This window comes from Jatrophihabitans sp. (assembly GCF_036000465.1).
Lineage (GTDB): Bacteria > Actinomycetota > Actinomycetes > Mycobacteriales > Jatrophihabitantaceae > Jatrophihabitans.
In genome coordinates, this window is the sequence record NZ_DASYFV010000037.1 from 112,170 (window position 1) to 133,645 (window position 21,476).

The following is a 21,476-nucleotide window of genomic DNA, read 5'->3' on the forward strand; positions in this document are numbered from 1 at the left end:
GCGGTACTGCGTGAACGGGGGACGAAGTGCGGCCAGCCGTAGGCCCGGAGTCGGACTCCGCGGGTCGCGACGGCTAGAGCAGGTTGGGGAAGAGCAGCCACGCGTTGGTGGTGGCACCCCACAGGGCCGCCAGCGCGATGGGCGCGGCGACGAGCCAGCTCTGCCAGAGCCCCCAGCGCATCCGGGCCCAGATGCCGCCCACGACCGACACGACGAGCAGCTGCAACCAGAGCACCAGCGGGTACATGCCGCGGGTGTCGCCGCGGAGCAGCCCGTCGGCGCTCGTCGCGACCCCGCCGGCCGGGTTGCCGACCATGGCGTGACCGTCGAGGACGGCATCGACGAAGACGGCGTGGGTCGGCGCCCAGCCCGACCGCCAGCCGTCGCCCTCGGCGGTGACGAGGGTGAGCTGAGTCCCGCCCGGCGCGAGCAGCGGCGGGAAGGCATCGCCGGGGCGGCGCACGGTCTCGACGACGTAGTGGAAGACGCCCTGCGCGGTCGTGACGTCGAAGCGATCGCCCTTGCTGAACACGCTGATCTGCCCGAACGGCGCGCCGTAGCTGGTGGCGCGGCCGGCGATGACCGAGACGCCGGGCTGACCCGGCAGCGGTCCCCCGGGGGCGTGCCCCGGACCCAGCTGCAACGCCGACGAGCTCGTCCCCTGCACCACGACGAGACCGGTGATGCCCGCCTGCTTCGCGGTGATGAGCGCTACCGGCGTACCTTCCGGTACGGCGTCGCTCAGTGGAGCCGTGCCCGCCGCCAACTGCGCGCGGAAGCTGTTGTAGAGATCGTGCTGCGCGTGCGCCTCGGGCAGCGCGCTGAAGGCGACCGCGAACAGCACCAGCCAGACCCCCACGAACGCGAACCCGGCGAGCGCCCAGGTCAGCACCTTCACCGAGACCGGGACCTCGGCCCGCACCCGCTGACCTACCCGCCGGCCGGATGCGGCGCCGAGGCGGCGCAGCGCGGTGAGTCGTATGTCGACGGCGGTCATCGCGTCCGACTCCCGCCGGCCCGCAGCCGGATCGCGATCGCGCCGGCACTGGCGGCGATCGCGATCGCGAACATCAGCGGCAGCGCCCACCCGGCGACGGTCGACCCGAGGAGCGGGGTGCGGGCGCTGACCGGTTCGGCGTCGATCGTCCGGGGTGCGCCGGACGACGCGGCGCCCCGGGCCGTCGGGGACGCCCCTCGCGTCGACGGCCCGGCCGGCACCGGGTTCGTCGGTCCGTTCCCCCCGCCGACCGGGACCTGGGGGTTGCCGCCGAGGTTGGTCGCCCCGGTCGGAACGCCCGGCGCGGCCGGCGTCGTCGACGCCGTCGGCGCCGGGCCGGACGAGGACGACGGCGTCGGTCCCGGCGCGACGAGGGGCGGCACCGCGCCCTGCTGGGCACTCACGGCCGTGGCCGCCCGCGCGGTGAAGTTGGCCAGTGTGCCCAGGCCGTTGGCGCCGGTCATGGGCAGGAAGCCGTCCGGCAGGTCACCCTGCGCGGTGCCGGCCTGTTGCCCTCGAGCCGCCGCGAAGCTCAGGAACTTCCCGTACTGCGCGCCGAGCATCGACCCCAGGCCGCGGGTCGGCACCGCGGCGTACACGACCATCAGACCGGGGTATGCGGCGGCGTTCGCGGGCGTGGTCCGCAGCGCGGTGTGGTCGATCGGCCACGTGCCGGACCTCGGGTCGGGCCGCAGGGTCTGCGCGGCCGCGCGCAGCCCCGCGGGGTCAGGGGCGACGAAGGTCCGTCCGGACGCGTCGGTGATGCGATCCCCCCGACCGACCGTGCTCCGCGACTCCAACGACGCGAGCGTGAGACCTTCCCGAGCCGCGTCGCCCAGCGAGACCGTCCCGAACATCGCCCGCCGACCGGATGCCTGCCGGCCGTTCGCCACCAGCTTGGCGCCGGCCAGGGATCCCGGTATCGGCGAGGGCAGCACGCAGGTGGTCTGGCTCTGCGCGAGGGCGAACTGCAGGTCGAGCCCGATGCTGAACAGGCGGGCCGTCGGCGCGGCGACCAGCGGCAGGTAGGGCGTCGGTGCCGCGTACAGGCAGTCGTTGCGTCCGGGCTGGTACTCGTCGAGGGGCTCGAAGGTGTCGAGCAGGGGCCAGTTGTCCACCGGCAGCGCGATCTTCTTGTAGGCCGGGTTGACGACCATGCCCCACGGGTCCGGCTCGCCGTCGAGCCACGCCCGTGCCTCGGGATCGGCGTCGATGTAGCTCGTGAGGGCCGAGACGACGTCGGAGTCGGAGTTGACGGTGAGCAGGGTCGCGGCCGCGTCCGCGGTGCGGGCCGGGATGCCGGGGTTCAGGGCCTGGAACTCCGGGTCGAAGGTGATGTTGAGCGGGTTGTCGGCCAGCGCGGTGTAGGCCGCCCGGACGAAGATCTGGCTCGGGTAGGACTCGGTGAGCAGCTTGGCCAGCAGCCGGCCGTCGAGCTTCAGGTGCGCCACCGGCTGGCCGTCGGCGTTGTCGAGGGCGTAGGCGATGCCGAACCCGCTCACCGCCACCGGCGCGTTCACCGTCGGCACGGGATACGGCGCGTCGGGGGGCTGACTGGTGTAGATGGCTTCGACATTGCCCTGGGCCAGCAGGCTGCGGGCCTGCGGCTCAGGAGTCTGCACGTGGTTCAGGTCGAAGAGGTGCGAGTTGAGGCAGAAGTACGGCGCCCACGATGTCGTGGCCTGGACGAGCAGCTCCGAGCCGTAGACGTCGACGGGTGCCCCCGAACCGTGCAACGAGCACACGTTGTCGGCGGGAGCGAACGTCAGCGGCACGGACAACCGGTTGGACCAGTTGGACGCGCTCCACCACAGCGCACCGCTGACCGCCGGGTCGCCGGGAGCCTGCGACGGCAGCGTCTGCCCGGGCGCGAAGTTGCCGCTTCCGGTGCAGTTCGCGGCCGCGGCCGGCGCGTCGGCCGGCGCCGGCCGGGACGACGCGGGCAGGAGCTCACCATTGGCGTCGCAGCTGATGCCGACGATCGGCACAGCCACCAGCGAACAGGGCACCGTCGACGAGCAACCCAGGGACGCGTGGTCCTCGGCGGTGAAGACGTCGAAGTTGGTGGATCCGGTGCCGTGGGCGTCGGAGACCCCGAACGTCTCGTTGCTCGGCAGCGAAAGGTTGCCGGAGAGGTTGGCCGGGCTGGCCTCCGGGGCCTGTCCGGCGCAGCCCTGCACGCCGCCCGGGTAGACGGTGCCGTCCGCGCCGACGAACGGCAGCCAGCGCTGGTAGGTGGTGCCGAACAGCAGGCTCGTGCACTGCGGGGTCTGGCGCGCGGGTGCCCCGACGATCGCCCCGCGTTCGGCCGCGGCGGCCTTCGCATCGGAGCGCCACGCCGGGTAGGCCGGGTCGTCGGCGCCGTAGGAGAACCGCTCGTCCCCGTACTGGGTCCAGCAGGTGTCGGGCGACAGCGGATGGGCGGCCGAGTCGATGCCGCGGCACTCGAACAGCGCGAACGGGTACTCCTCGTTCTGCGCGAGGTCGGAGTTCTGGTCCGGCGTGATGCCGGCGGTCGGGCGCGCCCCCGACCAGGAGACCTTGATCAACTGCAGCGACCGCAGCCCGGTCGTCTGGTCGACGGTCAACGCGATGTTGCGCTTGTCGACCACGGTCGTCCGTCCGTCGGCCAGGAAGGTCCGCTGCACCGTCTTTCGCACCGTGACCGCCGACGTCGCCGGGCCGATGGCAGCGGCCGGCGGGATCGGGCCGAGGCCGACCGTGGCCAGCGCGAGGGCAGCGATCGCCGCCGCGACCCTCATCGCTTCGCCATCCGCGACGAGACCGCCGGTGGCAGCACGAGCAGGGACAGCAGCAGCGCGCCCGCGAGCACGCCGAGGGCGATGTCCGTGCTCGGGCTCTGCGGGTCGGCGAGGGTGGTCGTCTGCGCCACCGGCGCACCGTCCGCGGTGCCGTTCGTCGCGCCGTTCGCCGCCCCGCCCGCGTTGTTGCCCAGCACGTACTGACCCGTCGTCGGGTCGAGCTTCCGCCCCACGGTCCGGCCGGCGGCCGTGAGTGGGCCGGTCGCCGTCGTCCCGCCGCCGGGTGCGGTGAGGATGCCGTTCGTGCCGGTGCCGCCGGAGGTGCCGGTGCCGCGGCCGGACCCGGTGCCCGAACTGCTGCCCGAGCCGGTCGACCCGTTGCTGCCACTGCTGCTGCCGCCCGCGCTGCTGGTGGCGCCACCCTGGTTCGGGTTGAGCTGACCGGTGTTCCCGTTGTCCTGGCACGGGCCGGCACCGGTCCGGTCGCACGCCTGGGGCTGCGGCGCCACCCGGGCCAGGTAGTTGGCCTTCGGGTTGCCGGCGACGAACGTGGGGTTGTGGCAGCTCGTCACGTTCACCGACGTGACGTCGACCTTCGAGTCGGCGGCGTGCAGCTTGAGGATCTGGTCGAAGCTGGCCTGCACCAGGTTGATCGGCAGCGGTGAGTAGCCGACGCGGCCCATCTCGCCCTGGCCCTGACAGACCGAGTAGTCGAGGTAGTCGGCCAGCGTCTGACGTTTCGCCGTGGTCATCTTCGAGTCGTCCGCCGCGGTGGGGATGATCGCGTAGGAGTACGACGACATCGGGTACACCCGGGGGTCGCCGTAGCTGTAGACGTTGTCGAGGTTCTGCAGCAGGTAGTCCGGCGACGACTTGTCGGTGTTGATGACCGCCCTGGTCAGCGCAACCGCGACGTTGTACTGGTTGGGCAGGGTGAAGTACCCACCGGTGTTGAGCAGCTTCGCGACCGGGTAGTTCTTGCCGAGCGCGTAGGAGTACTCGTCGTAGCCGATCGCGCCGTTCGCGGCGGCGGAGGAGATGAAGTTCATGACGCCGTCGGAGCCGTTCTCGCGCACCGTCGACCCCGACGACTGCGGGAAGTACTCGGTGGCCCCGACGCCGGAGAAGCCACCCCAGACGCTCGCGAAGTCCTTGGCCAGGTAGCGGGTGAACTGGTAGGTCGACCCCGACCCCTCGGAGTGCACGACCGGGATGATGGTGAGGTCGGGCAGGGTGCGCCCGTTGTTGTCGCGCTTGATCTGCGGGTCGTTCCAGTTCTTGATCTGCCCGCTGAAGATCCGGGCCACCGTCTCGCCCGATAGCCTGAGGTTGCGGACGAGCTGGCCGCCCTGCTTGATCTGGTACGGCAGCGCGGTGCCGCCGGCGACGATCGGCAGGTAGGCGAAGCTGCGGCCCCCGGAGGTGTCGCTCGCGCCCGTCGCCGGATCGGTGCCCTGGAACCCGATGTCGCTCACGGCGAAGTCGACGGTCTTGTTGGCGTAGTCCTGCCGGCCCGACGCCGAACCGTTGGCCGAGAACACGACCTGCAGCCCGTTGGAGTGGACGTCGGCGATCCACTGGTTGATCGCGTTGGACGACCAGCTCGAACCCGAGCCGGTGATCAACGCGTGGGCGCCGCCGGCCGCGGCCGGGCCGGCCGTCGAAAGGACACCGGCCGTGATCACGGCCAGGGCGGCGAAGATCGCGCGCATCCGGAACATCGAGCTACCTCTCAGGAGGACGCGCGCCGGGCGAGGCGCGTCCAGGGTCGGGGGCGGGCATCGCGGGCGCGACGCTGACGGGCGAGGATGCGGATGACGACGAAGAGGACGATCACCGTCGCGAGCAGGACGCAGGCTGCCCCGAAGCCGCGCGTGTGCGAATTGGTGTCGGGCGCGCGGATCCCCGTGTAGGCGAACAGCGGCAGCGAGTTCATCGGATTGTGGAACGGGTTGGACTCGAAGTACGCCGACGGCTGGCTCACGATGAGGACCGGCGCCGTCTCGCCGATACCGCGGGCCATGCCGAGGATCAGGGCGGTGGCCAGGCCGGGTCGGGCGGTCGGCAGCACGACCGACCACACCGTGCGCCAGTGCGACGCCCCGAGGGCCAGGCTGGCCTCCCGCAGCCCGCCCGGGACGATCCGCAGCACGACGTCGGCCGACCGGGCGATGATCGGCAGCATCGTGATCGACAGCGCCACGGCGGCGGCGAAACCGTTGCGCTCCTGCCCGAGCGCGATGAGCAGGAACGCGTAGATGAACAACCCGGCGACGAGGTCGGGAAGGGCTGTCATGGACTCGACGATCGTGCGGACGATGCGGCCGAACCGGCCACCGATCTCGGTCATGAACACGGCCGTCGTCAAACCGAGCGGAAGGGCGATCAGCACCGCAATGCCCAGCTCGATCAGCGAACCGACGACGGCGTGCTTGATGCCGCCCTGCGTCAACGGGTCGCTCGGCCCGGCGCTCGACATGTCCTGGGTGAAGAAGTTCAGGTGCCGGTAGGCCGGGAAGCCGCGCACGAACGTGTAGGCCACGGTGAAGACGAGGACGAGCAACACCACGGCGGCGCCGCCCTGGATAACCGCCGAGGCGATGCGATCGCGCACGACCGGCCCCGGCTGCGACACGGCGGTGACGCCGGCGTAGAGGAGAACGAACGCGACGAACCAGAGCAGGACGAAGCCGAGCTTGCCCGACATCGGGAGCACGACCGTGTACAGCAGCCAGACGAGACACAGCGACGCCACCGCCGAACCGCCGAGCGACATCCGGTCGTCGAAGGTGCGCGAACTGATCGAGCGCGGCCGATCGGCTGTCTCGGGCGATGTTGCCGCCTGCCGCCGGGCGGTGGCGGGATCCGCGGCGAACGGTTCGTCGAGCGGGCGCTCCTCGAGCATCGTCATCAGATGTCCACCCCTGCTCCGGACCGGCTGCGGCCGACGACGACCGCCGCGAACGTGTTGACGACCAACGTCATCAGGAACAGCACGAAGCCCGCCGCCAGGAGCGCCTTGAGCTGGATCGGGCTCGAGTCGCCGAAGTTGTTCGCGACGAGCGCCGAGATCGTGACGGTCCCGGTCTCGAGGACGCGGATCTTCACGTCGAACGCCTGCTGCGCGATCAGCAGGACGGCGATCGTCTCGCCGAGGGCCCGGCCCAGGCCGAGCATCGTGCCGCCGATGATGCCGCCGCGGCCGAACGGGAGGACGACGGCGCGGATCATGCCCCACCGCGTGGACCCGAGCGCGTACGCGGCCTCGCGCTCGCCGGGCGGGGCCTGGTTGAAGACGTTCATCATGACCGAGCAGGCGAGCGGGATCACCATCATCGCCACGACGGCCCCCGCGCAGAACGCCGACTGCTCGTACCGCGACGCCGCCAGGTTCGCCGCTCGCGGATCGCTGCCCGGCACGTCGAAGATGGGGATCCAGCCGAGCCAGGTCGCGAGCCAGCGGGCCACCCAGAGCAGTTGGGGTTGGAGCACGAACAACCCCCAGGCGCCGTAGATGACGCTCGGGATGGCGGCCATGAGGTCGACCAACGAGACGAGGAAGGACTTGATCCGCTGGGGGGCGTACTCGCTGATGTACAACGCGGACGTGATCGCGAGCGGGAACGCGATGACCAGCGCGATGATCGCGACCTCGACGGTGCCGACGATCGCGGCGAGGATGCCGACCTTGTTGAGGTTCGGGTCGAAGGCGCTGTCGGTCAGGAACGACAGCCCGTAGCGACGGAACGTCGGGACGCCCTGGTAGGCCAGGAACACCCCGATCGATCCGGTGACGACGAGGACGAGCGCGCCGACCGACGTCGCGGTCAGCCGGAACACCCGGTCGGCTCCGGAGTGCGCCGTCCGGATGTCGCGTGGCCGGTCGGCGAGTTCCCCGGTGGCCGAGAACTCGACGGTGTCGCTCATGGCCCCTGCCGTTCCGTGATGTGCACCCGGTCAGGACAGTCGGGCGCCGCGACCGAGCGACGGCAGGCAGGTGAACGCGGGACGAACAGGGTCCGGTCGTCCGAGTGCGGACCGATCACGACGCTCACCGGCGGCGCGAGCCGGCGTGGACGAGCGCCAGGCCGACGCCGGCTCTCGCGAAGTTGGTGAGGAACTGGGCCGCGCTCTGCTCGCACCGGATCATCCGGTCGAACGCGTGGGGCGCGGTGGCGATGAGGCGACCGTCGACCTGGATCTCCCAGGTCCACAGCCGAGAGGTCGATCGGCGCACCCGTGGGTACAGCGACATCGTGTCGGCCTGCAGCATCGCCACCGCGCTGCGGCAGCGCGACTCGTCGGCGAATCGGTCCACGCCGCGCCCGGCCTCCCGGTTGTTGCCGCTGAGCATCCGCCACCCGACCGCGGCGTTCGCGGACTGCGTGAAGAGCTGGATCTGGAACGCGCCGCTCATCGGCCTACCGTCGGTTCGCTCGTTCCGGCCGCCGAAGGACTTCTGAGCTCATGACTCGCTCCCCCGGCGTCGCTCACGACTGCACCGTCGCCGCGGTCGACTCGTAGGCCCGCAGCGAGTTCGGCCCGAAGCAGCGCACGACCCCGGCGGCCGGGTCGGCCAGTTCGAGCGCGGCGAGGAACTGGGCGAGCGCGCGCAGGCACTCGACGCGGCGCAGGTATCGGTGCACCGAGACCGCCGACGGCGTGCTGTCGACGCCGATCCGCCAGGTCCAGTGCCCGCGGGCGACGTCGACCGCCGTTGCCGTCGCGGCGCCGGCCCGGTGTCGGTGGATCGCCGTCGCGGCGGCGCGGCACGCGGCGAGTGAGTCGTGGGCGTGGATCCCGCGCCCCATCGGCCGGTTGTTGGCGGCGACGAGGCGCCAGCCGAAGCGTTCGTCCTCGCTCACGCCGTTGGAGAGGAAGATGAACCGCGGCCTGCGCCGCGCCAACGCCTCGGTCATGCGGTCCCCCCATCGCACGCGCGTCGCGCGCCTGCTCCGAGGCGAACCCTCACGTCCGGACGCAGGTGCCGGGTGAAGCGAAGGTGAACGCCGCACGGGGGTTTCACAGCCGGCGCATCACAACCCGACCTTCGGTCCAGAAGGCCCGAATCGACCGGCCCGGGGCGGCTACGGCCGGTGACGGGCGGGGCGGCGGCGGACCACGTGGAAGCGCCGGCCGGTGATCTGCACCGGCGTGAGCCGGACGAAGCGCGACTTCGGCGTCGCGCTCCACGGGTAGAGCGGGAACGCGGTGTCGTCGACGACGTCGTGCATCGGGATCTCCTCGGCCCGGGCCTGCACGACCACGCTCCACGCGTCGCCCGTGACCTCGTCGAACGCGTCGGTCTCGAAGGCGACCGAGTCGCTGATGAAGATGGCGGCGAACTTCGTCCCTTCGGCCGTGCAGAACACGATCGACTCGCCGTCGAGCACGTAGTTGATCGGGAAGACGTCGGGGTGACCGGCGATGGCGATCGCGAGGCGGCCGACCTCCTGACCGGCGAGCAGGTGCAGGCACTCCGACCGGTCGAGCTGCGCGATGACGGGGGCAGGCGCGTCCATGACCGAACCCTGCCGGGAGCGGTCGGGCGGGGCCAGAGTCCTACGGCCCCACCGGGAGCGGTCAGGCCGTTGTTCCCGTCGCCGCAGGGCCGACAAGCTCTGCCCCGCCGACGGCGGCGCTGGTTGGCTGGAAGGTGAAGGGAGACCGGCCCGGGACCAGGAGGAACCGCGCATGACCGTCATCTGGTTCATCGTGTGGCTGATCGCCAACAACGTCGGCGGGCACGAGCCGTTGCTGCTCGACCCGGTCAACGCGTGGACGGCCACGCTGATCCTGGCCATCGGCCTCGACCTCGGCGCCGCGCACGCGCGCCCCGGCCAACGCGGCCGGCACTGATGAAACGAGGAGAGCAATCATGACCAAGACGAAGACGAGCATCATCAGCCCCGCCGAGGCGTGGGACAACGTCGGCCGGCAGTGGGAGACGCTCGGCAAGCATCTCGGCACCCGGCTGGAGAAGGTGCGCACCACCGCGGTCGAGGACCGCGTCGCCATCGAGACCTCGGTGAGCGAGATGCTCACCGCCCTCGAGGACGCCCTCGAGCAGGCCGGCGCGATCGTCCGCGACCGCAGGCTGCGCAAGGACCTCGCCGAGCTGACCCAGCGCGTGCACGACGCGATCCAGCTGACGGTCGGTGCGGCCGAGAAGCAGGTGCGGCGCCGGCTGCCGTCGGCGGCCCGGCGCGGGCCGGCCAAGCCCGCCTCGGCGGCGGGCCCGCAGGACGCCAAGAGCCGTCGCCCGGCCACCAAGAAGGGGAGCGGGTCGAAGTCGGCCGTCACCGCGACGAAGCCGGCCGCGCGGGCCAAGGCGGCCGCCCACTGAGCCGCGTGACCACCGCCGCGCGAAGCGCCTTCCGACCACTCACCCGGTCGGAAGGCGCTGCGCGGATCAGCGGCGGACGGCGTTGCGGCGGATCCGGTCGGCCTCGGCGGCACGACGCTGCTCGGTCTCGTCCAGCTTGCGGGTGTCGCGCAGCTCGGCGAACGGTTCGAGATCCTCCGGCACGCCGGCCTGGATCGCGCGCTGCCGCTCGCTCTCGGCGTTGAACTCCGCCCCGAGCAGGATCGCGATGTTGGTGATCCACAACCAGACCAGGAACACGATCACCGTGGCCAGGGTGCCGTAGGTCTTGTTGTACGAACCGGACAGGCTCACGTACACCGCGAACAGCCCCGAGGCGATCAACCACACCACCACCGCGATCACCCCACCCGGGGTGATCCACCGGAACCCGGGCTGCTTGACGTTCGGACACGCCCAGTACAGCAGCGAGAACATCAGGCTCACCACGACCAGCAGCAACGGCCACTTCACGATCTCGAACACCAGCACCGCCGTGTCGCCGATACCCAGCGCCTTACCGACCTGCGACGCGATCGGACCGGTCACCACCACCATCACCGCACTGGCCACCAGCATGATCACCAACAGGACCGTGACCCCGAGCCGCAACGGCGCCGTCCGCCAGATCGGGCGCCCCTCGTCGACCTCGTAGATCGCATTCGACGCCCGCATGAACGCCGCCACGTACCCCGACGCCGACCACAACGCGACGAGCAGGCCGAGGATCGCGCCCAGGCTCGCCGCCCCGGCCCGGCCCTGCACCTGCTCGATCACGCTCTGCAGGAAATTGCTGACACTGCCCGGGGCGAGCTGACGCAGGTTCGCCAGCACCTTCTGCGTGAACGACTGCCCGGCCAACCCCAGCAGGGAGACCAGCACCAGCACCCCCGGGAACAGGGCGAGCACCCCGAAGTACGTCAACGCCGCCGCCCGGTCGGTCACATCGTCGTGCGAGAACTGCTTCACCGACCGCTTCAGGATCGCGATCCAGCCCTGTCTCGAGATGTCGGCCGGGGTGTTCGGCGCCTCAGTTGACTCGGTTGTCGATCGGCTCATCGGAGTGCTCGCTCTCTGGATCGGCTACTGCGACTGCAACGGAGCTCGGACGTCGTCGGCGGCGGATCGGGCCTGGTCGGCCGTCTGCGCAGCGGCGTCGGTGACGGTCGACCTGACCTCGTCGATCGAGTGCTGGGCCGGCTCGCGCAGGTCCTCGGCCAGTTCCTTGGCCTTGGCCTTGGCCGGCTCGACCAGATCCGCCGCCCGCTCCTGGGCCTTCCCCGCCATTTCCTGTTCCCGCGCGGACGCCGGCAGTAACGATGCCGCGATGACGCCGACCCCGAAGGCGACCAGACCGGCGGCCAGCGGGTTGCCCTGAGTCTGGCGGCGCAGGGCCGCAGGCGCGCTGCTCGCAGCATCGCCGACCGACGACGTGGCGTCGCCGAACGAGCTCTTGACGTGGTCCGTGCTCGGTGCAGCGCCCATCACCCGGTCCTTGAGCGAGGTCGCGCCTCCCTTCACCCGGTCAACGCGGCGGCCGACGACGCGCCCTGGCGACACCTTCTCGGTCAAGCGATCGACGTCGCTGCTGAGGTTGGCGCGGGTTCGTTCGATGTCTCGCTGGATCTGCTCGGGGCTACTCATATTTGTTCTCCTCATCGGCCTTTGAGTGCGTCGGGAACTTCCTTGACCGTCTCGACGGTCCGTTCCGGTTTCGGTTGGACGGTGCGCAACTTCTTGCGCCCGACCGCGTAGAGCACGCCGGCGACGACGGCCCAGACGACAGCCACGACGAGCGCAGCCAGTCCGGTGTCCATGACGTCGGCCAAGCCCCACCACAGGGCGCAGGACAGGAATAGGGCCACCATGTAGCCACCGAATCCGGCACCGCCGAGCAGGCCCACGGCCTTGCCGGTCTTGGCTGCCTCGGTCTTCATCTCCGCCTTGGCGAGCTCGAGTTCCTGGCGCATCAGCGTCGAGAGGTCGCGGCTCACCTCACCGATCAGTTCGCCGACCGACCGGCTCGAGACATCGTCGGCGGGCGGGCTGTCGTAGGGGTCACGGGTCGGGCTGTCGTACGCAGTCATCGCGGCGCTCCGCCGCCGTGCTGCCACTCCTCGTGCCGCAGCTCGCGGGTCTCCCCCGTCTCGGACGGGTATGCCGACACCTCCGTGAACCCCGGCACCGGGTTCGTCGTCCTGTCGTGGCTGGGCTGGTACGCGCCCGGATCGAACGCGGGCGGCGGATCGAACGGCTGACCGGCGGCCGCCCGGTAGTCATTGTGCTCGTGCGGCGCCGGCACGAAGGGGGCGGACGGATCGGTCTGCAGGCCGTCGACGACGGCCATGCCGGGCTGCTGCTGGGCGATCGGCGGGACGGTGGCGCGCGGGGCCGGCCCGGACGCCGACGGTCCCCCCGAATCGCTGTCGCCGGAGTGCGCATCGATCGCGCCGCGCGTGAGCCGGCCCGCGACGACGCCGGCGGCCAACGCCCCCACGAGGAACGCGCCCGGGCGACGGCGGGCGAAGCGGCGCAGCTCGCCGACGAGCTGATCCGGCTCACGCTGGTCGAGCCAGTCGGCCACCGTGTCGACCTGCCCACGGGCCTGCGACACGAGCGACGTCGCGACGCCGGGCGTTGCGGCAGAGTTGGTCATGTCGCCGAGCTCCGAACTCAGCGAGCGGAGGTTCGTGACGAGGTTGCGGTGCTGCTCCCCGGCGTGCGCCCCGAGCTGTGTGCGGGCCTCGTCCACCAGATCGCGCGCCTGCTTGACGGTCACGTCTTTCACGTCACCGGCCTTGTCTCCGACAGTCGAGGCGAGGTCGCCGGCCGCTTCCTTGCCCTGCTCCAGCGACTCGTTGGCGCGATCCTTCATCCCGGGCTGCTCCCGGTCGTACTGCTGCGTTTGGGTCCACTCCTGCGTGGGCGGTGTGGACGGTGCGGTTCGGTAATCGGTCATCGTGCCTCCAGATGGTTTCGGGCGTGGCGGAGCGGGCTTTGCTGGCTCTGCTCCGGCTGTGGTCGGGGACGTGGCCCGCAGGGCCGTCCTGTCGCCGCACTGTTGGGGCGACACAACCTCGTGCCCCGGAGGTACCCCCGGCTCCCGGGCGGCTAACCGGACCTTCCGTGCCGGTCAGGAGGCCTGGTCGGTTGGGGCGAGCGGCGATGCCTCCCAGCGCGCGAGCAGGTCAGCTGCGTCGCGATACACCTGCACCGCGCCGGCCTCGCGCAGCTCGGCGGCGCTCGTGCCGCCGCTCTGGAGCCCGAGGCAGGGCACCCCGGCGCGGGCACAGGCGCGCACGTCCCACACCGAGTCCCCGATGAAGACGGCATCGGCCGGTTCCACCCCGGCCCGCTGCACGGCGACGCCGACGAGATCGGGCGCCGGCTTGCTGTCGTCGGCGTCGTCGGAACTGGTCGCCTCGTCGATCGCGTCGTCGACGTCGAGCAGCTCACGCAGCACCCGCACCTCCCGGCCACCGGCCGAGGACGCGAGCACCGTGACCAGGCCGGCGTCATGGCACCGGCGCACGAGGTCGCGCGCCCCGGGCAACGCCCGCAGCGACGGCCACCACGCGGCGTACAGCGCGTCATGCGAGCCGGTGATCGCCTCGGCGTCGACCTCGGGCGACGAGCCGTCGAGCACGTGCGGGATCAGCTGGTCGGCGCCCATCCCGATCGCTCGGTGGATGCGCCACATCGGCACGTCGAGGCCCGCCTCGCGGAAGGCCTGCCACCACGCCACGGTGTGCGGATAGTTCGAGTCGACGAGCGTGCCGTCGACGTCGAGCAGGACTGCCCGGTACCCCTTACCCATGGGTAAGGCCTGCCCGCTGGGCGGGACGGTCTACCCGTGACCCGCGCAACCTGAGAGCGTACGGGGACCGCAGGCGTTTGGCCGTGGTCCAAGCGGGTATGCCCCGACCGTGTTGAGACGCGTCGTTCCCCCCGTACTCACCCTGCTGACCATCGCGGCGGTCGAAGCCGCCCTGGGCTGGAGCCCGGGCTGGTGGATCGCGGTGGCGGCGTTCGGTGCCTTCGCCGCGCTGGCCTGGCACGACGTGCTCCAGCGGCGGCACTCGATCCTGCGCAACTACCCGGTGGCCGGCCACATGCGCTTCCTGCTCGAGAAGATCCGCCCCGAGATCCAGCAGTACTTCATCGAGCGCAACTACGACGGCCGCCCCTACGACCGCGACACCCGCAGCGTCATCTACGAGCGGGCCAAGGGCATCCACGGCGAGAAGGCGTACGGCACCGAGCTCGACGTCAACGAGGTCGGCTACGAGTTCGTGCTGCACTCCTCGGCGCCCCGCGAGCCCGACAAGGAGCAGCCCCGCGTGCGCATCGGCGGGCCGGACTGCACCCAGCCCTATGACATGGCGCTGCTCAACGTCTCGGCGATGAGCTTCGGCGCGCTGTCGGCCAACGCGATCCGCGCGCTGAACGCCGGCGCCCGGGCCGGCGGCTTCGCCCACGACACCGGCGAGGGGGGCCTCACCGAGTACCACCTCGAGAACGGCGGCGACCTGGTCTGGGAGATCGGCAGCGGCTACTTCGGTGCGCGCACGAAGAGCGGCGACTTCGATCCCGAGATGTTCCGCGACAAGGCGGCGCAGGCGCAGGTCAAGTGCGTGTCGCTGAAGCTGAGCCAGGGCGCCAAGCCCGGCATCGGCGGGGTCCTGCCCGCGGCGAAGGTGACCGCTGAGATCGCCGAGGCCCGCAACGTGCCGAAGGGCGAGAAATGCGTGAGCCCGGCGTCGCACCGGGTGTTCCACACGCCGCGCGAGCTCGTCCACTTCATCGCCCGCATGCGCGAACTCGCCGACGGCAAGCCGACCGGGTTCAAGCTGTGCATCGGCTACCGGCACGAGTTCCTCGCCATCTGCAAGGCGATGGTCGAGGAGCAGATCACGCCGGACTTCATCATCGTGGACGGCTCCGAGGGCGGCACCGGCGCCGCCCCTCTCGAGTACGAGGACCACGTCGGCATGCCGCTGACCGACGGCCTCATGACCGTGCACAACGCGCTGGTCGGCGCGGGCCTGCGGGACCGTATCAAGATCGGCGCCAGCGGCAAGGTCGCCACCGGCATCGACATCGTCAAGCGGCTTGTCCAGGGTGCCGACTACACCAACGCCGCCCGCGCGATGATGCAGGCCGTCGGCTGCATCCAGTCGCAGCGCTGCCACACGAACCAGTGCCCGGTGGGCGTCGCCACCCAGGACCCGCAGCGGGCCAAGGCGCTCGTCGTGGCCGACAAGACCACGCGGGTCACGCAGTACCAGGCGGCCACCGTCGCCCAGGCCCAGCAGATGATCGCCTCGCTCGGGTTGTCCGGCCCGCACGAGCTGCACCCGGCCATGCTCATGCGCCGGGTCGATCACGTGCACACGCGCTCGTACTACGAGCTCTTCGACTGGCTGGAGCCGGGCGAGCTGCTCGCGGCCGCGCCGGCCGACTGGGCCGACGACTGGGCCGCGGCGAGTCCGGACAGCTTCCAGCGCCACGCGAAGGGACGTATCGAATGAGCACCACCGTCGCCGCAATGATCGTCAAAGCCCTGGCCGATCAGGGGGTCCGCACGATCTGGGGCGTGGTCGGGGATGCCCTGAACCCGGTCACCGAAGCGATCCGGCAGGAGGAGCGCCTCGAGTGGATCGGGGTCCGGCACGAGGAGGTCGCCGCCTTCGCCGCCGGCGCGCAGGCCCAGCTCTCCGGCACGCTCGGCGTCTGCATGGGCACGGTCGGACCCGGCTCCATCCACCTGCTGAACGGCCTCTACGACGCGAAGAAGTCGCAGGCACCCGTCCTTGCGATCTGCGGTCAGGTGCCGCTCGCCGAGATGGGCACCGACTTCTTCCAGGAGGTCGACAACGACGCCCTCTTCCGCGATGTCGCGCTGTTCTGCCGCACGATCACCTCGCCGGAGCAGGCGGTGACCCTGCTCGAGCAGGGCGTGCAAGCCGCCCTCAACGGTCCCGGCGTCTCGGTGCTCACGCTGCCCGGCGACGTCGGTGGGCTCGACCTGCCGAAGGGCGCCACCCCGCCCTCGGTCGTGGCGGCCCACCCGCCGACCGTGCCCGATGCCGCGACGCTCGACCGGGCCGCGGCCGTCATCGACGCGGCCGAGACCGTCACGCTGCTCGTCGGCATCGGTGCCCGCGAGGCTCGGGCCGAGGTGCTCGCGCTCGCCGAGCGGGTGCAGGCGCCGATGGTGCTCACTCTGAAGGCGAAGGAGGGCCTGGAGCAGGACAACCCGTACCAGGTCGGCCAGAACGGCCTGATCGGCAATCCCGCCGCCGCCACCGCGTTCGACGGCGGCGACGTGCTGCTGATGATCGGCACCGACTTCCCGTACCGCGACTGGTTCCCCGAGGGCAAGACCGTGATCCAGATCGACGCGCGAGCCGAGCACATCGGGCGGCGCACGCACGTCGACCACGGGCTCGTCGGGCACGCCGCGCCGACGGTGCAGGCGCTGCTCGACCGCCTCCGGCCCAAGGAGTCGTCGGCCCACCTCGACAAGAGCCGCAGCACCTACGACACGTGGCGCAAGCGCCAGGACTCGCTGACCGACCCCGACTTCGACGACAGCCTGATCGGACGCATCCGCGAGAAGTTCGACAACACCGAGCAGCGCATCCGGCCCGAGGCCCTGGCCCAGGCGATCGACCGGCACGCCGCCGACGACGCCGTGTTCACGACCGACACCGGCATGTCGACCGTCTGGCTGTCGCGGTTCGTGACCATGACGGGGCGGCGGGCGCTGCTCGGCTCGTTCAACCTCGGGTCGATGGCCAACGCGATGCCGCAGGCCCTCGGCGCCCAGGCGCTCGACCGCGGCCGTCAGGTCGTCGCGTTCTGCGGCGACGGCGGGCTGTCGATGCTGCTCGGCGACCTGATCACCGCCGTCACGTACCAGTTGCCGGTCAAGCTCGTGGTGTTCGACAACGGCCGCCTCGGCATGGTGAAGCTGGAGCAGGAGCAGGGTGGCCTGCCCGAGTTCGGGACGGTGCTGCAGAACCCGGACTTCGCCGCGGTCGCCCGCGCCATCGGGTTGCACGGCATCCGCGTCGAGGACCCCGATGGGCTCGACGGTGCCGTGCACGACGCCTTCGCCCACCCCGGACCGGTGCTGATCGACGTCCTCACCAACCCCGAGGAGATCTCCCTGCCGGGCAAGGTCAAGCTGGGCCAGGCCTGGGGCTTCGCGATCGCGAAGGTGCGGGAGACGGTGCTGAGCCAGGGCGACGGCTGACCCGTCCGGTCACGGCTCCGCCCGGCCGGGCGTCGGGTCGATCGTGAACACGCGGTCCATCTTGATCAGACGCAGCACCTGCAGGACCCGTTCGGTCGGGTTTCGCAGGACCAGCCGGGCGCCCACGTCACCCGCTGTGGCGTGCAGGCTGACGAGTTCACCGATCCCCGTCGAGTCGAGGAACGTGACCCCGGCCAGGTCGACGACGACGACCCGCACCGAGCGGTCGGCCAGGGCCTCGAGGGCGGGTGTCGTGAGTTCGGCGATCCCGTACTCGGCCAGCTCGCCCGAGACCGAGAGAACGGCGCGGTCACCTGACCGTGTGGACCGGACTGCGAGCGAGGTCATCCGAGAGTTACGTCCGTCCTCGTCCGCCGGGTGGGATCACACGTAGCAGTACCCGCATGACCGTCCCGCTATCCGTTTCGTCCTGCGTACCTGGTCACGATCAGGCACCGTTCACCGAGATCGTGCGGACGGCGCCGCCGAGCACGTCCCACTTGTGCAGGACGTCGCGGTAGGTGCCGTCAGTGACGAGCTGGCGCAGCGCGGCCGTGACCGCCGTGCGCAGCGCGGTGTTGTCCTTGGCGAAGCCGATGCCGTAGAGACCCGGCTCGTACTGGGCCGTGCTCGCCAGCTGGTAGTTCGGGCGCGTATGCGGGTCGGTCGTGAGGACGTCGGCCGGCGGGTAGTCCATCGGCAGCGCCGCGGCCTTGCCGATGCGCACCTGCAGGATCGCGTCGTCGTTCGTCGGCTCGCTCAGGACGCGGATCGGCGACGCGCCGCAGTGCGCCTGCAGGCGGGCGAGCAGACCGGCCTGCACGGTGCCGCTCTCCACCGCGACGATCTGCCCGCACAGGCTCTCCAGATCGCTGATGCCGTGCGGGTTCCCGCGCTGCACGACCAGCGAGGTCCCGGCCGAGAAGTAGTCGACGAAGTCGAGGGTGCGCTCGCGGTCGGCGGTGTCGGTCATCGCGCTCATGATCATGTCGGCCTGCCCGCGTCCGAGCATGCCGGGCAGCTTGGCGAAGTCGTCGTTGGCGAAGACGACGCGCACGCCGAGGACCGAGCCGAGGGCCGCGCCGAGGTCGGGCTCGAAGCCGACGATGGTCTTGCCGTCGGCCGCGAAGCTCGAGGCCGGGGCGTAGCTGGCGTCGGTGATGACCCGGATCTCGCCGCGCTGCCGCACCGCGGCCGGCAGGGCCGCGTGCAACGCGGCGTTGACGCCGGTGCGCGGCATCGCCCTGGTGTCGGCCGCGGCGCTGGCGCAGCCGGCCAGCGCGACGCCGGCGCCGAGCAGGCCCAGCACGGCGCCGACGCGGCGGTGGGATCTCGTCATGACGGGGTCACCTCTCCTAGCACGGAAGGAAGCGGGCTGTCGGTGCTGCGCCTGGCGGCGACGTGCGGACGCACCCGCGTCGCCGGCGCGGTCTTCGGGCGGGACGGCAGCAGCTCGGTCCACGGGGCCGGGCGGTGGAAGTAGTAGCCCTGGGCGAGGTCGCAGCCGACGGCCCGCAGCCACTCGGCGACCTCCTTGCCCTCGACACCCTCGGCCACGACCCGGCAGCCGATGCGGTGCGCGAGTTCGACGATCGCCTGCACCACGCTGCGATCGCCGACGTTGTCGAGCAGGTCGGCCACGAAGACGCGGTCGATCTTGAGCTCGCGGACCGGGAACTTGCGCAGCTCCAGCAGCCCGGTGGCGCCGGTACCGAAGTCGTCCAGCGAGACGTCGATGCCGGCGTCGGCCAGCGTGCGCAGGGCGGCCAGCGCGACGTCGTCGTTCGTGACCGCGGCGGTCTCGGTGACCTCGAGGATGAGATCGGCCGGATCGGCACTGGCGCGGTGCACCATCGCGATGACGGACTCGGCGAAGCCCGGCGCCGTGAGGTTGTAGGCCGAGATGTTGACCGCGACCGTCCAGGGCAGGCCGTGCCGGCGCCACAGGCACAGGTCGGCCAGCGCGCGTTGCACGACCCAGTCGGTCAGGGGGTTGATCAGGGTCGAGGCCTCGGCCGCCGGGATGAACTCGCCCGGGAACAGCAGTCCGCGCGACGGGTGCTGCCAGCGGACCAGCGCCTCGACGCTGACGATCCGACCGCTCGCGAGATCGAGCTTCGGTTGGTAGTGCATGACGAGCTCGTCGTGGTCGAGCGCGCGCTGCAGCTCGCTGTGCAGCTCGTGCGAGCGGGTGGCCGTGCTGCGCATGGTCTTGTCCCAGAACACGATCCGCTCGGCGCCACGCTTGCCGTGGTACATCGCGATGTCGGCCCGGATCAGCAGCTGCGACAGGTCGTGCCCGTCGTCGGGGAAGCGCACGACCCCGAAGCTGCCCTCGACGGTCAGCAGGGTGCCCTCGATGTCGACGTCCTCGCGCAGCGCGTGCTGGAGCCCGTCGAGCAGGGCGTGGATCGCGTCGACCTCGTCGAGGTCGGCCAGCAGGACGCCGAACTCGTCACCACCGAGGCGGGCCACCACGTCGTCGGTGCGCAGGCCGTCCTGAAGCCGGTCGGCGACGATGCGCAGCAGCTGGTCACCCGCGTGGTGGCCGAGGGTGTCGTTCACTTCCTTGAAGCGGTTGAGGTCCATGAGCACGACCGCGCCGCGGCGGCCGGGTTGGGCCAGTACCTTGCGCACGTCGTCGCGGAACGCCGCCCGGTTCGGCAGCTTCGTGAGCGAGTCGTGCCGCGCGTTGTGGGCCTGCCGCTCGGCGAAGCGGGTCAGCCGGCGGGTGACCGACCACGAGATCCCGGCGGTGGCGAGGTAGAGGGCGACGAGCCCGACCGCGAGCAGCAGGTAGGTTCGCCGCGTCTCGGCTTGGACGAGCGAGGCTATCGGCGCGTAGGGCAGGTAGAGCTCGAGTACCCCGGTGGCCTGGCCGTTGACGTCGGGCACGATCGGTTGCAGCACCCGGATGGTGTTCTGCCGCGGGTCACGCGGGTCGGGCACCACGGCGGCACTCACCCGCCCGTTCGCGGCCGAGCGGAACGCCGGGTCGCTGTTCGGCAGCGGGTCGGTCGCCGAGCCGTCGTCGGCGAAGACGATGCGCCCGTCGAAGTCGCGCAGGCGCAGCTCGGTGAGCGAGCCGGAGTAGACGGCCAGGTTGGTGGCGCGCTGCAGCGCCGCCTGCTCGCCGGCCGAGATGCCGCGATCGAGGTCGGCCCGACCGACGGCCGGCGCGATCGCCATCTGCTGGATCACCGCGGCCTGGGCCCGGCCTTGGGCGAGGGCACGGGCCAGCCCGGCGCCGCGCTCGTTGTTGACCAGCACGAGGGCCAGCACCGCGACGGGCAGCAGGCTGGCGCCCGCGTAGACCGCGAACAGGCGCGCGCCGGCGCGCGACGCATGTCGCGAACGCCCGGTGCCCTTGGCCACGCTGCCCCTATCGGCACGATTCGGGCGGAGGTGAGGCCATTCGCCGGGCCACCGGTGTCAGAGTCGATCTCTATCGTGCGCAAAGGACGCTCTCGCCCGGCCCGAGGAGGAACCGATCATGACCGACCTGCAGCAGTGGGTGGCCCCGACCTTCGAGGGGCTGGCCGAGTTACTCGCCGCGGCCCCCACCGAGGCGTGGCAGGCCCAGTCGTTGTGCGAGAAATGGCAGGTGCGGCACGTCGTTGCGCACGTGACCATGCCGGCGCGGTTCACGCCCGAGCAGTACGGCGCCGAGCTGGCCGCCGCCGGGGGCGACTTCACCGTCCTGTCCGATACGGTGGCCGCCCGCGACGGGGCGCTGCCGCACGACGAGCTGCTCGCCCAGCTCCGCTCACCGCAGCTGCACGCCTGGCAGCCGCCGGGCGGCGGGGCCGCGGGCGCGCTGAGTCACGCCGCGATCCACTCGCTGGACATCACGATCGCGCTCGACCGGCCACCGACGGTGCCCGACCCGGCCGCGACCGCGCTGCTCGAGCTGCTCACCGATTCGAACGGCGAGTGGTTCGGTATCGATCTCACCGGCGTCCGGGTGCTGGCCGGCGACACCGACTGGAGCTGGGGCAGCGGCGAGCCGGTGACCGCCGACCGGGGTGAGCTGATCGCCCTGCTGAGCGGCCGTACGCTGCCCGACGGCCGGGCGCTGCGCCGCCGCTGACC

General features: G+C 71.4%; 21 protein-coding genes. 5 read left to right on the plus strand and 16 right to left on the minus strand.

Annotated features, from left to right (window positions below; genetic code table 11):
* Positions 1-73: 73 nt before the first annotated feature.
* The 8 genes from VGN18_RS12685 to VGN18_RS12720 form a co-directional block, all read right to left on the minus strand.
* A complete protein-coding gene (locus VGN18_RS12685) occupies positions 74-997 on the minus strand; it encodes a sortase domain-bontaining protein (protein WP_327540059.1) in 924 nt (307 codons plus the stop codon).
* Positions 994-3,759, minus strand: coding sequence for a hypothetical protein (locus tag VGN18_RS12690; protein ID WP_327540060.1), 2,766 nt, complete (start codon positions 3,757-3,759; stop codon positions 994-996). Before VGN18_RS12690 ends, VGN18_RS12685 begins: the two co-directional genes overlap by 4 nt.
* Entirely contained in the window at positions 3,756-5,480 is a 1,725-nt protein-coding gene (locus tag VGN18_RS12695) for a substrate-binding domain-containing protein (protein ID WP_327540061.1), read from the minus strand. The genes VGN18_RS12690 and VGN18_RS12695 overlap by 4 nt, the downstream gene beginning before the upstream one ends.
* 11 nt (positions 5,481-5,491) lie before the next feature.
* Complete coding sequence (gene pstA / locus VGN18_RS12700) at positions 5,492-6,670, minus strand: phosphate ABC transporter permease PstA (protein WP_327540062.1); 1,179 nt, start codon at positions 6,668-6,670, stop codon at positions 5,492-5,494.
* On the minus strand, positions 6,670-7,686 hold the full coding sequence (gene pstC, locus VGN18_RS12705; RefSeq protein WP_327540063.1) for a phosphate ABC transporter permease subunit PstC: 1,017 nt from the start codon (positions 7,684-7,686) through the stop codon (positions 6,670-6,672). Before pstC ends, pstA begins: the two co-directional genes overlap by 1 nt.
* Before the next feature lie 124 nt (positions 7,687-7,810).
* Positions 7,811-8,176, minus strand: coding sequence for a hypothetical protein (locus VGN18_RS12710; RefSeq protein WP_327540064.1), 366 nt, complete (start codon positions 8,174-8,176; stop codon positions 7,811-7,813).
* Between the two features lie 73 nt (positions 8,177-8,249).
* Positions 8,250-8,678: a hypothetical protein gene (locus tag VGN18_RS12715; RefSeq protein ID WP_327540065.1), complete on the minus strand. Its 429-nt coding sequence runs from the start codon at positions 8,676-8,678 to the stop codon at positions 8,250-8,252.
* A gap of 168 nt (positions 8,679-8,846) precedes the next feature.
* Complete coding sequence (locus VGN18_RS12720) at positions 8,847-9,281, minus strand: pyridoxamine 5'-phosphate oxidase family protein (protein ID WP_327540066.1); 435 nt, start codon at positions 9,279-9,281, stop codon at positions 8,847-8,849.
* A 172-nt stretch (positions 9,282-9,453) separates the two neighbouring features.
* On the opposite strand from VGN18_RS12720, the gene VGN18_RS12725 reads away from it, so the two are divergent.
* Positions 9,454-9,618 carry a hypothetical protein gene (locus VGN18_RS12725; RefSeq protein ID WP_327540067.1) on the plus strand — a complete coding sequence of 55 codons (165 nt, stop codon included), beginning with the start codon at positions 9,454-9,456 and terminating at the stop codon, positions 9,616-9,618.
* Between the two features lie 19 nt (positions 9,619-9,637).
* Positions 9,638-10,105: a hypothetical protein gene (locus tag VGN18_RS12730; protein ID WP_327540068.1), complete on the plus strand. Its 468-nt coding sequence runs from the start codon at positions 9,638-9,640 to the stop codon at positions 10,103-10,105.
* Positions 10,106-10,171: 66 nt separating this feature from the next.
* Here the strand turns inward: VGN18_RS12730 and VGN18_RS12735 are convergent, their stop codons facing one another.
* From VGN18_RS12735 to VGN18_RS12755, 5 genes are all read right to left on the minus strand, one after another.
* Positions 10,172-11,182: a YihY/virulence factor BrkB family protein gene (locus VGN18_RS12735; protein WP_327540069.1), complete on the minus strand. Its 1,011-nt coding sequence runs from the start codon at positions 11,180-11,182 to the stop codon at positions 10,172-10,174.
* A gap of 24 nt (positions 11,183-11,206) precedes the next feature.
* On the minus strand, positions 11,207-11,767 hold the full coding sequence (locus VGN18_RS12740; protein WP_327540070.1) for a DUF3618 domain-containing protein: 561 nt from the start codon (positions 11,765-11,767) through the stop codon (positions 11,207-11,209).
* Between the two features lie 11 nt (positions 11,768-11,778).
* Positions 11,779-12,210: a phage holin family protein gene (locus VGN18_RS12745; RefSeq protein ID WP_327540071.1), complete on the minus strand. Its 432-nt coding sequence runs from the start codon at positions 12,208-12,210 to the stop codon at positions 11,779-11,781.
* Complete coding sequence (locus VGN18_RS12750) at positions 12,207-13,082, minus strand: hypothetical protein (RefSeq protein ID WP_327540072.1); 876 nt, start codon at positions 13,080-13,082, stop codon at positions 12,207-12,209. The genes VGN18_RS12745 and VGN18_RS12750 overlap by 4 nt, the downstream gene beginning before the upstream one ends.
* Before the next feature lie 174 nt (positions 13,083-13,256).
* Complete coding sequence (locus VGN18_RS12755; protein WP_327540073.1) at positions 13,257-13,940, minus strand: HAD family hydrolase; 684 nt, start codon at positions 13,938-13,940, stop codon at positions 13,257-13,259.
* Positions 13,941-14,049: 109 nt separating this feature from the next.
* On the opposite strand from VGN18_RS12755, the gene VGN18_RS12760 reads away from it, so the two are divergent.
* On the plus strand, positions 14,050-15,654 hold the full coding sequence (locus VGN18_RS12760) for an FMN-binding glutamate synthase family protein (RefSeq protein ID WP_327540074.1): 1,605 nt from the start codon (positions 14,050-14,052) through the stop codon (positions 15,652-15,654).
* Positions 15,651-17,384, plus strand: coding sequence for a thiamine pyrophosphate-dependent enzyme (locus tag VGN18_RS12765; RefSeq protein WP_349259897.1), 1,734 nt, complete (start codon positions 15,651-15,653; stop codon positions 17,382-17,384). Before VGN18_RS12760 ends, VGN18_RS12765 begins: the two co-directional genes overlap by 4 nt.
* Positions 17,385-17,393: 9 nt before the next feature.
* Here VGN18_RS12765 and VGN18_RS12770 read toward each other — a convergent pair whose 3' ends face one another.
* From VGN18_RS12770 to VGN18_RS12780, 3 genes are all read right to left on the minus strand, one after another.
* A complete protein-coding gene (locus VGN18_RS12770; RefSeq protein ID WP_327540076.1) occupies positions 17,394-17,732 on the minus strand; it encodes an STAS domain-containing protein in 339 nt (112 codons plus the stop codon).
* 100 nt (positions 17,733-17,832) lie between these two features.
* Positions 17,833-18,723 (minus strand): ABC transporter substrate-binding protein, encoded by an 891-nt coding sequence (locus VGN18_RS12775; RefSeq protein WP_327540077.1) that lies wholly within the window; start codon positions 18,721-18,723, stop codon positions 17,833-17,835.
* Positions 18,720-20,759 carry a bifunctional diguanylate cyclase/phosphodiesterase gene (locus VGN18_RS12780; protein WP_327540078.1) on the minus strand — a complete coding sequence of 680 codons (2,040 nt, stop codon included), beginning with the start codon at positions 20,757-20,759 and terminating at the stop codon, positions 18,720-18,722. The genes VGN18_RS12775 and VGN18_RS12780 overlap by 4 nt, the downstream gene beginning before the upstream one ends.
* A gap of 118 nt (positions 20,760-20,877) precedes the next feature.
* Here VGN18_RS12780 and VGN18_RS12785 point away from each other — a divergent pair, with 118 nt between their 5' ends.
* Positions 20,878-21,474 carry a maleylpyruvate isomerase family mycothiol-dependent enzyme gene (locus tag VGN18_RS12785; protein WP_327540079.1) on the plus strand — a complete coding sequence of 199 codons (597 nt, stop codon included), beginning with the start codon at positions 20,878-20,880 and terminating at the stop codon, positions 21,472-21,474.
* Positions 21,475-21,476: the final 2 nt, after the last annotated feature.

Coding starts and splice junctions, on each gene's coding strand:
- pstA (WP_327540062.1), bottom strand. CDS start 6,670: ATGACGATGCTCGAGGAGCGCCCGCTCGACGAACCGTTCGCCGCGGAT.
- VGN18_RS12710 (WP_327540064.1), bottom strand. CDS start 8,176: ATGAGCGGCGCGTTCCAGATCCAGCTCTTCACGCAGTCCGCGAACGCC.
- VGN18_RS12725 (WP_327540067.1), top strand. CDS start 9,454: ATGACCGTCATCTGGTTCATCGTGTGGCTGATCGCCAACAACGTCGGC.
- VGN18_RS12765 (WP_349259897.1), top strand. CDS start 15,651: ATGAGCACCACCGTCGCCGCAATGATCGTCAAAGCCCTGGCCGATCAG.
- VGN18_RS12750 (WP_327540072.1), bottom strand. CDS start 13,082: ATGACCGATTACCGAACCGCACCGTCCACACCGCCCACGCAGGAGTGG.
- VGN18_RS12735 (WP_327540069.1), bottom strand. CDS start 11,182: ATGAGCCGATCGACAACCGAGTCAACTGAGGCGCCGAACACCCCGGCC.
- VGN18_RS12685 (WP_327540059.1), bottom strand. CDS start 997: ATGACCGCCGTCGACATACGACTCACCGCGCTGCGCCGCCTCGGCGCC.
- VGN18_RS12755 (WP_327540073.1), bottom strand. CDS start 13,940: ATGGGTAAGGGGTACCGGGCAGTCCTGCTCGACGTCGACGGCACGCTC.
- VGN18_RS12770 (WP_327540076.1), bottom strand. CDS start 17,732: ATGACCTCGCTCGCAGTCCGGTCCACACGGTCAGGTGACCGCGCCGTT.
- VGN18_RS12730 (WP_327540068.1), top strand. CDS start 9,638: ATGACCAAGACGAAGACGAGCATCATCAGCCCCGCCGAGGCGTGGGAC.
- VGN18_RS12720 (WP_327540066.1), bottom strand. CDS start 9,281: ATGGACGCGCCTGCCCCCGTCATCGCGCAGCTCGACCGGTCGGAGTGC.
- VGN18_RS12740 (WP_327540070.1), bottom strand. CDS start 11,767: ATGAGTAGCCCCGAGCAGATCCAGCGAGACATCGAACGAACCCGCGCC.
- VGN18_RS12745 (WP_327540071.1), bottom strand. CDS start 12,210: ATGACTGCGTACGACAGCCCGACCCGTGACCCCTACGACAGCCCGCCC.
- VGN18_RS12690 (WP_327540060.1), bottom strand. CDS start 3,759: ATGAGGGTCGCGGCGGCGATCGCTGCCCTCGCGCTGGCCACGGTCGGC.
- VGN18_RS12695 (WP_327540061.1), bottom strand. CDS start 5,480: ATGTTCCGGATGCGCGCGATCTTCGCCGCCCTGGCCGTGATCACGGCC.
- VGN18_RS12785 (WP_327540079.1), top strand. CDS start 20,878: ATGACCGACCTGCAGCAGTGGGTGGCCCCGACCTTCGAGGGGCTGGCC.
- VGN18_RS12775 (WP_327540077.1), bottom strand. CDS start 18,723: ATGACGAGATCCCACCGCCGCGTCGGCGCCGTGCTGGGCCTGCTCGGC.
- pstC (WP_327540063.1), bottom strand. CDS start 7,686: ATGAGCGACACCGTCGAGTTCTCGGCCACCGGGGAACTCGCCGACCGG.
- VGN18_RS12715 (WP_327540065.1), bottom strand. CDS start 8,678: ATGACCGAGGCGTTGGCGCGGCGCAGGCCGCGGTTCATCTTCCTCTCC.